This is a genomic window from Maricaulis sp., from assembly GCF_048270095.1.
GTDB lineage: Bacteria > Pseudomonadota > Alphaproteobacteria > Caulobacterales > Maricaulaceae > Maricaulis.
This window is the reverse complement of record NZ_JBLWTL010000017.1, coordinates 56,473-66,617: the sequence shown is the minus strand read 5'-3', so window position 1 is coordinate 66,617 and position 10,145 is coordinate 56,473. Positions and strand designations below refer to the sequence as shown.

Here is a 10,145-nt window from a genome sequence, read left to right as displayed (position 1 = left end):
TGATTTCTGGCCTGATTTGCAAGCCGGGTCTGCCGTGCACATCACCCCCAATCAATAAATCCCGGACAGCAGTGGACTTTCGTCAGGACCTCGAACGACCGGGCTCCGCGCTTGCTATATCGAGGTCCTGACGTTCGTCAGGATGACGTGGGATAATTGTGTGATGGCGGGGGTAAGCGCGCGGATGGCCTGCGCGCACCGGGATATTTTGGTGGACGCTCCGGGTGGGCGCGGCATGATGGGGCGGCGAGCAGGGGGGCAGGAATGTATATCAGTTTCGAGCAGGGAAGACGTGCGCGGGCGGTTCTGGCCTGGGTTCTGGCTTGTATGGTCGGGGGGCTGTTGCTCACTGCGCCGCTGGCGGGTCCGATGATCATCGGGGACGGAACGGCCCCTGACGGCGACAATATGCTGGCGAGCCTCGTGGTGCTCCTCATGGCGACCCTCTACACCCTGGTGGTAACAGCCCTCCCGGCCGTCGTGCTGGTGCATCTGGTGCGGTGGTTTGGTTGGCGACGCGGGATCGCCGATGTGGCGGTGCCGGCCGGCATTCTGCTCGCGTTCTCGGCCTTGATCACGCCTACGGACGGGGCTCAGGCGGGCAGCTGGCTACCGGTCATTCTGGCGGTTGCCGCAGGCATTGCCGGCTTCGCCTACTGGCACTTCGCCGGCCGTCCCCGCCCGCCATATTGACACCCCCGCTTGCCCGCGCGGCCCGACAGCGCTAAGCCGACGCCTCAACTTCAAGCAGGCGTCCTCCCATGACCAAAGTCCGTTTTGCCCCGAGCCCGACCGGCAAGCTTCATGTCGGCAATGTTCGCACCGCGATCTTCAATTATCTGTTCGCGAAAAAGGCGGGCGGAACGTTTTTGTTGCGTATTGATGATACCGATACCGAGCGCTCGACCCAGGCCTACGAGGACGGCATCCGTGAGGATCTGACCTGGCTGGGGATTGGCTGGGACGAGACGTTCAAGCAATCCGACCGGTTTGATGTTTATGAGGCTGCGGCCGCAAAGCTGCGCGCCGATGGCTTGCTCTATCCCTGCTATGAGACCGGCGATGAGCTGGATCGCAAACGCAAGCTGCAGATGAAAAATGGCCGTCCGCCGGTCTATGACCGTGCGGCGCTGGAGCTCACCGATGCGCAGAAGGCGGCGCTTGAGGCCGAGGGGCGCAAGCCGCATTGGCGCTTCAAATTGTCGGGCAATCCGGTGGTGTGGGAGGATATGGTGCGTGGTCCTGTCTCGATCGAGACGACCTCATTGTCCGATCCGATCCTGATCCGCGAGGATGGCAGCTATCTCTACACCCTGCCGAGCGTCGTCGATGATATCGACGCCAAGATCACCCACATCATCCGCGGCGAGGATCACACCACCAATTCGGGCGCCCAGATCGAGATTTTCGAGGCGCTTGGCGGCGCCGCGCCAAAGTTTGGTCACCAGGCCCTGCTGGTCGGCGCCGATGGCGGCAAGCTGTCGAAACGGATCGGCTCTCTCGGCATCGCCGATATCCGCGACGTCGAGGGCTTTGAGCCGATGGCGGTCATCTCGCTGCTGGCCAAGCTGGGCACGTCCGATGCCGTCGATGCGTACGAGACCGTCGAGGGCCTGCTTGAAGGCTTCGATCTGGGCAAGCTGTCGCGTTCGCCGGCCCGTTTTGATCCGGAAGACCTCAAGCGCATCAATGCCAAACTGCTGCACGCCAAGCCTTATGGTGAGGTGAAGGACCGTCTCGCCACGATGGGCGCTGATGGCGGCGAGGCCTTCTGGAATGGTGTTCGCTCGAATCTGGAACGTCTGTCCGATGCCAAGGCCCTGGCCGCGCTGGTCTCCGGGCCGGTGACGCCGTCGATTGCCGACGAGGATGCCGGATTTGCGGCGACAGCGGCCGAAATGCTGCCGGCCGGCGATCTCGACGGGACAAGCTGGGGCGCCTGGACCAATGCGCTCAAGGAGGCGACCGGCCGCAAGGGCAAGGGGCTGTTCATGCCGCTGCGTCTGGCGCTGACGGGTGAGGCCCACGGACCGGAGATGGCGGTGATGCTGCCATTGATCGGACGGACGCGGGCGATCGCCCGGCTCAAGGGTGACACGGCCTAGGCTGAGACCGCCCGCTTCGTTTTCAAGGAGGCCCTGCGCATCGCGCGGGGCCTTTTTTGTCCTATTTGCGTGTCTCTTTGTCAGGATAACTTGACATGTGGCGAGGTTCGTGTCAGGTAAGCATGACAATTCGTCATTAATACCTGATAGAGGCGATCATGCATCTCAATCGACTGCAGTCCCCCAAATTGCGCGCCTGGTTGCTCGCCCTGATCGGCCCGCTGGTCGCAATTATCGTCGCGGTTTCCGCCGTGCGTCAGCCCGATGAGGGATCGCCGGGCGAGGCGACCGCTGTCACACCCGCCCCACAGGGAGACTAGAATGGAACCCGCTGTTCGCCGCTATCTCATCCATTTCGGAGGCGCGATGCTGGGCTATACGGCCCTGCTGTTTGCCTCGATCTACGCGCTCAACACTTACGAGCTGACACCCGTCTGGCGCGGCACACTGGCCTTGTTGCCGGTCCTGCCGGGGCTGTATGGCCTGTATGCGGTGATGGTCTTCTACCACTCGCGAGACGAGTTCAAACGCCGCGTCATTTCCGAATCCATGTTGATCGCGGCGCTGCTGACCGGTTTTGCCTGCTTCGCCTATGGCTTCGCCGAAGGTGCGGTGGACCTGCCGTCGATCTCCCTGATCTGGGTCCTGCCGGTGATGATCGGTCTGTCCGGGCTCGTCGCCTGTGTCCTGCGGTGGCGCTACCGATGAAAAATCGTCTTCGAGTCCTGCGCGCCGAGCGCCGCTGGAGCCAGGCCGAACTGGCCGAGCGGGTCGGCGTATCGCGTCAGGCGATCAATGCGGTCGAGACCGGCAAGCATGATCCTTCGCTGACCCTGGCTTTCGCCCTGGCGGGCGCATTCGGCATGTCCATCGAGGCGGTGTTCGATCCGGCCGGCGAGGCGGACTAGGCTTTTGCGGCGTCGAGCGTCGCGAGAATATGGGCCACGGCGCGCTGCGCATTGTCGTCCAGCCGGATATGGTCGCCCAGCGATGGCGGCGTGAAGCCCTGATCGATGGTGTGACGGATCAGCGCAACGAAAGGGTCCCAGAAGCCCTCGACATTGAGAAAGACCACCGGCTTGTCGTGCAGGTCGAGCTGCTGGCGCGAGATGACGTCGAAGACTTCTTCCAGCGTGCCGGTGCCGCCGGGCAGGATGATGAAGGCGTCGGATTCGTCGATCAGCTGGACCTTGCGTTCCGACATGGTTTCCACGATGCGGACATCGACCCCGTCCAGATGGCCTTCGCGGGCAATCAGGAAGCCCGGGATGATGCCCAGAACGGCGCCGTGTTCGGCGGCAGCCGTCGACGCAGCCACCCCCATCAGCCCGACATCGCCGCCGCCATAGACCAGCCGCGCGCCGGCGCGGGCAATGGCCTGGCCGACCGCTTCGGCGGCGTCCTGATAGCTCTCGCGCTCACCAAGACGTGAACCGCAAAAGACACCAATCGACCTTAGTTTCGCCATCGAAGCATCGCCCTTGTTTGATTTGCTTAATGGTGATGGTATTCGCCTTGGCCCGGCGGCGCGAGGATTGCATCAGGTGATTTCATGATCGATTGCAGCGTCGCCCCGGACCGAATTGAAACAGGAGAGCGGACATGACCGCCACGCGGTCGTTTATCATTGCTGCGGCACTGGCTGCGCTGGCGATTGCCGCCGCGCTGGCCTTCATCCTGTACAGGCCCGCCCTGAGTGGCCCTGCACAATCGCCCACCCGGCCTGACAGCGCCGTGACGGCCGGAGCCGATGCGGTTTCCGGCGCGCAAACGGCTGGCCTGCTGGCCGCGCCCGTATTCGACATTGTGCGCGTCGCGCCGGCCGGCACGGCCGTGATCGCCGGTCGCGGTGAACCCGGTGCCGCGATTATCGTGCTCGCCAATGGCGATGAGATTGCCCGCGAGACGGTGAATGATCGCGGCGAATGGGTGATTATCCTCAATGAACCCCTGCCGTCCGGAGCGATCGAGCTTGGACTGGTGATGCAGGTCGCCGATGGCCGCGAATTGCGTTCGGAACAGGTCGTGCTGGTTTCCATCCCCGAATCGCGTGGCGCCACCCCGCTGGTTGTCGTCGGACGTCCCGGCGAGGCGAGTCGCGTCTGGCAATGTCCGTCCTGTGCAGATTCGGAAATGGGCAGTCTGGTGCTGGAAACCGTCGATTATGACGAAACCGGTGCCGTGATCTTTGCTGGCCGGGCTGAAGCGGGTTCGACCGTACGCATTTTCGCCAATGGCGCCCTGGTCGGGTCGGTCACCGCCGGTGCCGATGGCCGCTGGACGCTGCAGGCCGGTGCCTTGCTGGCCCCGGGCCGCTATGACCTCCAGGTCGACCAGCTCGACGCCGACGGCAATGTCACCGCCGTGATCGCGCTGCCTTTCGAACGCGTTGCCGCCGAAGATCTCAATCTCGGTCCGGATTCGGTCATCGTGCAGCCGGGCAATTCACTGTGGCGCCTGGCGCGCCAGCTCTATGGCCGCGGCGTGCAGTATACGGTGATCTATGAGGCCAATCGAAGCCAGATCCGCGATCCCGATCTGATCTATCCCGGTCAGGTCTTGCGCGCTCCGGACGAGGCTGCCGCGGACGTTGGCGGGCCGGACCAGGGCTGATCGCGCCCGGCTGGCTGCTTTGATCTCCGGATGATCACGCGCGGCACTGGCGCTTGAGGTCGGCGCGCCCTATCTGTGAGCGCGATGAAACCCTCAAGCCCCGATCCCCACGACGATTCCATAAAATCCACCGATGGCGGGCTCGGCCCGGCGATGGCGCGCCTGTTCGGCCTGCTCGCCTCACCGGAAATGTCGCGCTGGCGCGTCCGCATGGTGGTGGCGCTGGTCCTGACAGTGATCGCCAAATTATTCGCCGTTTATGCCCCCGTCTTTTTCGGTGATGCGATCAATGCCATTGCGGCCCATGAACCAGCCGCTGCCGATCCGGGCGGCGGGATCGGCTGGATGAGCGGCGGCGCTGCGGCCGGCTTCGCCTTCGCCTTCATCGCCTATGCCGTCGCCCGCTTCCTCTCGGTCGGGGCGCCGCAATTGCGCGACGCGATGTTTGCACCGGTCAGCCAGGACGCCCAGCGCCTGACTTCGGTGCGCGCTTTCGGCCATGTCCAGGGCCTGTCGATCGGTTTTCACCAGATGAAGCGCACCGGCGCGCTCAACCGGATCATCGACCGGGGTGCCCGCGCCGTTGATTTCCTGATGCGCTTCCTGATCTTCAACATCGCGCCGACCCTGCTCGAGCTGGTGCTCGCGGCCGGCGTGCTGAGCCTGAGATATGGTTGGGAATTTGCGGTTATCGCGCTGACCACAGTCGGCATCTACATGGCGATGACCTGGTCGGTGACCGATTGGCGGGTCAAGATCCGTCGCGACATGAACAACGCCGACAATGAAGCCAATGCACGCGCTGTCGACAGCCTGATCAATTTCGAGACCGTCAAGGCCTTTGCCGCCGAACGCCGCGAAACCGACGCCTATGATCATGTGATGCAGCGCTATGCGAAGGCCGCGGCCCGGTCGCAATCCTCGCTCGCCGTGCTCAATGGTGGCCAGGCTTTTGTGATGAATGCCGGCCTGCTGGCTATGGCGCTGGTCGCCGGCTGGAAAGCCTGGAACGGTGAGTTGCAGCCCGGCGATGTCGCGGCCGTGACGCTGATGCTGATGAGCATCTACCAGCCGCTCAATATTCTGGGCTGGGCCTATCGCGAGATCAAGCAGAGCGCCGTCGATATGGAGCGTCTGTTCGATACACTGGCGCTGAAACCCGATGTCGCCGATGCACCTGATGCTCAGCCCTTGCGTCTCCAGGGCGGTGCCGTGCGGTTCGCGACGGTCGGATTCGCGCATGATGGCCGTGCACGCTCGATCGATGGTGTCAGCCTGGATGTGGCGCCGGGCAGCTTCGTCGGCCTGTGCGGGCCCTCCGGTGCCGGCAAATCGACCATTCTGCGCTTGCTCTTCCGCTTCTATGACCCGGCGGCGGGGCGGGTGCTGATCGATGGTCAGGATCTGACCCATGTCACCCAGGAAAGCCTGCGCGATGCCCTCGGCCTGGTGCCGCAGGATGTGGTCCTGTTCAATGATACGCTGCGCGCCAATGTGATTTATGGCCGTCCCGATGCCAGCGAGGACGACATTCTCGACGCTCTGGAACGGGCGCAGCTGGGCGATTTCGTGCGGGCCTTGCCAGAGGGCCTTGCGACGCGCGTCGGCGAGCGCGGGCTGAAACTGTCCGGCGGCGAAAAACAGCGCGTCGGCGTCGCGCGGGCCATTTTGAAGAATCCGGCTGTTCTGGTGCTCGACGAAGCCACCTCGGCGCTCGACAGCGAGACGGAAAAGGAAGTGCAGGCGGCGCTGGCCGAGGCCGCCCGGGGGCGCACCACCATCGCCGTCGCCCACCGCCTGTCGACGATCGCCAATGCGGATCGCATCTATGTGATGGATGCCGGGCGCATTGCCGAGTCGGGCACGCATGCCGAGCTGCTCGAACGTGACGGGCTGTATGCGCGAATGTGGAAGCGCCAGAGCGAGGCCGGCGATCCGGCGATGTCAATCGACGCCGTCTGACTCTTTTTTTGAACCGTGTCTCCGCCGCACTTTTCCGCACGTTAGGGCTGTGCCAAGCTCGATCTTCTTTCCCTAGGAGTGGTGTTGTGCGTGTTGGTGAGTTCCTGGCCAGTTACCCCGGTGATAGTGGTCGTGTGTTTGAATGGATCGAGCTTCGTCGTCAGGGCGATGTGTGGATGGGGCAGGTCACAGGGCTGGGCGCGGCTGGTGTTTCGACCTCTTTGCGCAGCCGCAGCGGCAATGAAGACGGTTTCATTGCCGAGCTGGGTCCGGTCGGCGCTGCCACCGCGATTCTGGACCTTCGGGTTGTGGAGCGCGGCGAGGGCGAGCTCGTCCTGTCAGGCCGCCGTGTCGGGCTCGGCGATGGGGCGGGGGCTCCGGCGGCCTTCATGGCTGAATATGATGGGCGAGTCGCGATCCAGGCCAGCGCGATCCATGGTCATGGTGTCTTCGCGCAGCGTGATCTGGCGGCCGGCGATGTAATCACCGTCATCCGCGGCGCGATGACGAGCGTGCAGACGCCGCATTCCGCGCGCATTACCGATGATGTCCACTGCGAGCCGACCGGTTATCTGCGCTATATCAATCATTGCTGCGAGGCCAATAGCTATATCGATGCCGCCGACCCGGCGCGCCCGCTATTGCGTGCCAAACAGGTGATCAGCGCCGGTTCGGAAGTGAATTTCGACTATATCGAGAATGAGGGGGAGATCGTTGGCGGCTTCGCCTGCAATTGCGGCGCGGCGACTCACCACATCTGACGCCACGGGCAATCGCGCTGGTCGCGACGCCGAAAATCCCGTTCAATCCGCCTGGCGGGCAAGGGGAATGCAGATTGGCTGAAAATCGCAAACAGATCGGCCTGATCGGGCTGGGGGCGTTCGGCCGATTCGCCGCCGGGCATCTGGCACCGCATTTCGATCTGCTGGGCCATGACCCCCATGCGGATGCCTGTCCCGGCCTTGCCCGTGTGAGCCTTGAGGCGGCAGCGGCTTGCCCGACTGTGGTGTTGGCCGTGCCGGTGCAGGCGCTGGAACAAACCTGCCGCGATATCGCGTCTTTCCTGCCTGAGGGAGCGCTGGTGCTCGATGTCGCCTCGGTCAAGGTCGAGCCGATGCGGGCGATGCGCGATGCCCTGCCGACGCATGTGCGAATCATCGGCACACATCCGCTGTTCGGGCCGCAGAGCGCTGCAGCAGGGCTGACCGGCCAGTCTGTCGTGATCTGTCCGGATGCCGGCGTTGATGCCAGTGGTGTGGCGGCTTTTTGCAGTGAGGTTCTCGGGCTCGATGTGCACCTGTCCGATCCGGACACGCATGACCGCGCCATGGCCGATGTGCAGGCGCTCACCCATCTGGTGTCGCGCGTGATTGCCGAACTCGATATTCCGCCGCCGCCCTATACGACCAAAAGCTATGATCTGCTACGCCAGGCAACCGATCTGGTGCGCAATGACAGTGATGATCTGTTCCAGGCGATCGAGCAGCTCAACCCGTATGCCGCATCCCTGCGCAAGCGCTTTTTCGAGGCTGCGCGCGCGTTTGACGGGCGGCTCGACAAGGGCTCCGGGGCAGGGGCGAAGGTTTAAGGGGATAAAGTCGCTTGCGAGAGTGGCTCCCCGGGCCGGACTCGAACCAGCGACAAAGCGGTTAACAGCCGCTTGCTCTACCAACTGAGCTACCGGGGAACATCTCTCTCGCAAGCGAGACGGCGCGTATATCAGAGCTATTGCGGCGGTGGCAAGCGCGTTGCTGCCAGAGTTCTGCAATTGCTCTGCTATTCGCAGGCAAAAAAAATCGGGAGCCGTCTGGGCTCCCGAAAAGGCATTGGGTGGATGGTGGGGTGTCTTCACGGGAAGACAGGTGCAGAATCGTCCAAAATTCCTTAAGGACGGGTTAATTTGCGCGGCAAAATTTCGCAATTGGTTTAGTGTGATTGCTGAAACCCTAATCGATACATGGAAATATGACCTGTCGCGTTATGTGCAGATTATCCATGACGCGGCCGGTTTTCCGATAGCCTCATGGCTGTGATATGGGTTTGTGTCGGTCGTTTCGGGGAGAATCACATGCGGGAACATCAGAATTTCGAATCATTCTGGCCCTTTTATTTGCGCGAGCATGCGCGGCCGGCGACGCGTCACTGGCATTATGTCGGGTCGACCCTGGCGATGCTGGTATTGCTGGCCGCGGTGCTGACCCAGACTTGGTGGGCCCTGCTGGCCGTACCCCTGGCGGGATATTTCTTCGCCTGGGTCAGCCATGCCTTTGTCGAGCGCAACAAGCCGGCCACATTCACCTATCCGCTCTGGTCGCTGATCGCGGACTACCGGATGTATGTGATGTTCCTCACCGGGCGGCTTGATAGCGAGCTCGTGAAAGCCGGTGTCGTGCCTGCCTCTGTCGAGGCCTGAACTGTCGGGACTCAGTGCGGCATGATCCCGCAGCCCATTCCGTGCGTAGACACTCACGTCAACCGGCGGATGGTGTGGGTATCTGGGCATGGACAATCAAGGCTTATCGCTGGTCATCGGCGCCAGCGGCGGCATCGGGGCGGCTTTGCTGGAGCGGCTGCAGACGGTGTCGGCGCCCGACACCGTAATCGGGCTGTCGCGGTCCTCGACGCCGGGGCTGGACCTGCTGGACGAAGACAGCATCGCTGCCGCGGCCGCCGGGATCGAAGCCCTGACCCGAAGCCGGGGGCTCGATCTGCGCCGCGTGATCGATGCGACCGGGTTGTTGCATGACGGGCGTTTGCAGCCCGAACGCGGACTGAAACAGCTCGAGGCTGACCATCTGGCGAAGCTCTTCGCCGTCAATGCCATCGGCCCGGCATTGTTGATGAAGCACTTCCTGCCAGTCTTGCCGCGCCGTGGCCGGTCGATCTTTGCAACATTGTCTGCGCGTGTCGGTTCGATTTCCGACAACAGGCTGGGCGGCTGGTATGGCTACCGGGCCTCGAAGGCGGCGCTCAACCAGCTGGTGAGGACGGCGGCCATCGAGTTGGCACGCCGCCATCCCGACGCCATTTGTATTGCCCTGCATCCCGGCACGGTTGATACGCGGCTTTCAGCCCCCTTCGCCAAGTCAGGGCTCAAATTGCGCACGCCGCAGACAGCAGCGCTGGAGCTGATGGCGGTGATCGACGGGTTGGACCCGTCGGATTCGGGTGGGTTTCGGGATCATAACGGCATCGAGATCCCGTATTAGGGATTCGTCTTGCGCCGTAATCTTGAGGTGAGGGAAGCATGGAGGCACCGCCCGGAATCGAACCGGGGTGGACGGATTTGCAATCCGCTGCGTAACCACTCCGCCACGGTGCCAGCTTCTGGCGGGAGCTATAAACCTGCCGCGCGCCGGGGGCAATCGGCGAGGGCATGGTCCGGTGAAACTTGTCAGTGCGGCTACCAAATGACGCGCACGCAGCACAGTGCTTGCCCGTCTCGCCTGTGGCGGGATATATCAG

The 10,145-nt window shown here is 63.2% G+C and carries 12 protein-coding genes and 2 tRNA genes; 11 read left to right on the top strand and 3 right to left on the bottom strand.

The window, feature by feature from the left end:
• The first annotated feature begins 264 nt into the window (after positions 1–264).
• From ACN0YJ_RS10565 to ACN0YJ_RS10545, 5 genes are all read left to right on the top strand, one after another.
• Positions 265–693 (top strand): hypothetical protein, encoded by a 429-nt coding sequence (locus ACN0YJ_RS10565; RefSeq protein WP_417496170.1) that lies wholly within the window; start codon positions 265–267, stop codon positions 691–693.
• Positions 694–761: 68 nt separating this feature from the next.
• Positions 762–2,105, top strand: coding sequence for a glutamate--tRNA ligase (gltX, locus tag ACN0YJ_RS10560; protein WP_417477765.1), 1,344 nt, complete (start codon positions 762–764; stop codon positions 2,103–2,105).
• A 158-nt stretch (positions 2,106–2,263) separates the two neighbouring features.
• Complete coding sequence (locus ACN0YJ_RS10555) at positions 2,264–2,425, top strand: hypothetical protein (protein WP_417477766.1); 162 nt, start codon at positions 2,264–2,266, stop codon at positions 2,423–2,425.
• Between the two features lies 1 nt (position 2,426).
• Positions 2,427–2,813, top strand: coding sequence for a hypothetical protein (locus tag ACN0YJ_RS10550; protein ID WP_417496169.1), 387 nt, complete (start codon positions 2,427–2,429; stop codon positions 2,811–2,813).
• Positions 2,810–3,013: a helix-turn-helix transcriptional regulator gene (locus ACN0YJ_RS10545; RefSeq protein ID WP_417496168.1), complete on the top strand. Its 204-nt coding sequence runs from the start codon at positions 2,810–2,812 to the stop codon at positions 3,011–3,013. The genes ACN0YJ_RS10550 and ACN0YJ_RS10545 overlap by 4 nt, the downstream gene beginning before the upstream one ends.
• Here the strand turns inward: ACN0YJ_RS10545 and ACN0YJ_RS10540 are convergent.
• A complete protein-coding gene (locus ACN0YJ_RS10540; protein ID WP_417477769.1) occupies positions 3,010–3,573 on the bottom strand; it encodes a TIGR00730 family Rossman fold protein in 564 nt (187 codons plus the stop codon). The two genes, ACN0YJ_RS10545 and ACN0YJ_RS10540, sit on opposite strands and share 4 nt — an antisense overlap.
• Before the next feature lie 134 nt (positions 3,574–3,707).
• Here ACN0YJ_RS10540 and ACN0YJ_RS10535 point away from each other — a divergent pair, with 134 nt between their 5' ends.
• The 4 genes from ACN0YJ_RS10535 (at position 3,708) to ACN0YJ_RS10520 (ending at position 8,268) form a co-directional block, all read left to right on the top strand.
• A complete protein-coding gene (locus ACN0YJ_RS10535; protein ID WP_417496167.1) occupies positions 3,708–4,718 on the top strand; it encodes a LysM peptidoglycan-binding domain-containing protein in 1,011 nt (336 codons plus the stop codon).
• Between the two features lie 84 nt (positions 4,719–4,802).
• Positions 4,803–6,680 (top strand): ABCB family ABC transporter ATP-binding protein/permease, encoded by a 1,878-nt coding sequence (locus tag ACN0YJ_RS10530; RefSeq protein WP_417496166.1) that lies wholly within the window; start codon positions 4,803–4,805, stop codon positions 6,678–6,680.
• A gap of 86 nt (positions 6,681–6,766) precedes the next feature.
• Positions 6,767–7,441 (top strand): SET domain-containing protein-lysine N-methyltransferase, encoded by a 675-nt coding sequence (locus ACN0YJ_RS10525; protein ID WP_417496165.1) that lies wholly within the window; start codon positions 6,767–6,769, stop codon positions 7,439–7,441.
• Between the two features lie 74 nt (positions 7,442–7,515).
• Entirely contained in the window at positions 7,516–8,268 is a 753-nt protein-coding gene (locus tag ACN0YJ_RS10520; RefSeq protein WP_417496164.1) for a prephenate dehydrogenase/arogenate dehydrogenase family protein, read from the top strand.
• A gap of 23 nt (positions 8,269–8,291) precedes the next feature.
• Here ACN0YJ_RS10520 and ACN0YJ_RS10515 read toward each other — a convergent pair.
• Positions 8,292–8,367, bottom strand: a tRNA-Asn gene (locus ACN0YJ_RS10515).
• Between the two features lie 381 nt (positions 8,368–8,748).
• Here ACN0YJ_RS10515 and ACN0YJ_RS10510 point away from each other — a divergent pair.
• Positions 8,749–9,093: an Mpo1-like protein gene (locus ACN0YJ_RS10510; RefSeq protein WP_417496163.1), complete on the top strand. Its 345-nt coding sequence runs from the start codon at positions 8,749–8,751 to the stop codon at positions 9,091–9,093.
• Positions 9,094–9,181: 88 nt separating this feature from the next.
• Complete coding sequence (locus ACN0YJ_RS10505) at positions 9,182–9,889, top strand: SDR family NAD(P)-dependent oxidoreductase (protein WP_417496162.1); 708 nt, start codon at positions 9,182–9,184, stop codon at positions 9,887–9,889.
• Between the two features lie 39 nt (positions 9,890–9,928).
• Here ACN0YJ_RS10505 and ACN0YJ_RS10500 read toward each other — a convergent pair.
• Positions 9,929–10,002, bottom strand: a tRNA-Cys gene (locus ACN0YJ_RS10500).
• Between the last annotated feature and the right edge of the window lie 143 nt (positions 10,003–10,145).

Bases quoted from the DNA above. Each gene is read 5' to 3' on its own strand.
- ACN0YJ_RS10565 (WP_417496170.1), top strand. From the start codon at position 265: ATGTATATCAGTTTCGAGCAGGGAAGACGTGCGCGGGCGGTTCTGGCC.
- gltX (WP_417477765.1), top strand. From the start codon at position 762: ATGACCAAAGTCCGTTTTGCCCCGAGCCCGACCGGCAAGCTTCATGTC.
- ACN0YJ_RS10555 (WP_417477766.1), top strand. From the start codon at position 2,264: ATGCATCTCAATCGACTGCAGTCCCCCAAATTGCGCGCCTGGTTGCTC.
- ACN0YJ_RS10550 (WP_417496169.1), top strand. From the start codon at position 2,427: ATGGAACCCGCTGTTCGCCGCTATCTCATCCATTTCGGAGGCGCGATG.
- ACN0YJ_RS10545 (WP_417496168.1), top strand. From the start codon at position 2,810: ATGAAAAATCGTCTTCGAGTCCTGCGCGCCGAGCGCCGCTGGAGCCAG.
- ACN0YJ_RS10540 (WP_417477769.1), bottom strand. From the start codon at position 3,573: ATGGCGAAACTAAGGTCGATTGGTGTCTTTTGCGGTTCACGTCTTGGT.
- ACN0YJ_RS10535 (WP_417496167.1), top strand. From the start codon at position 3,708: ATGACCGCCACGCGGTCGTTTATCATTGCTGCGGCACTGGCTGCGCTG.
- ACN0YJ_RS10530 (WP_417496166.1), top strand. From the start codon at position 4,803: ATGAAACCCTCAAGCCCCGATCCCCACGACGATTCCATAAAATCCACC.
- ACN0YJ_RS10510 (WP_417496163.1), top strand. From the start codon at position 8,749: ATGCGGGAACATCAGAATTTCGAATCATTCTGGCCCTTTTATTTGCGC.
- ACN0YJ_RS10505 (WP_417496162.1), top strand. From the start codon at position 9,182: ATGGACAATCAAGGCTTATCGCTGGTCATCGGCGCCAGCGGCGGCATC.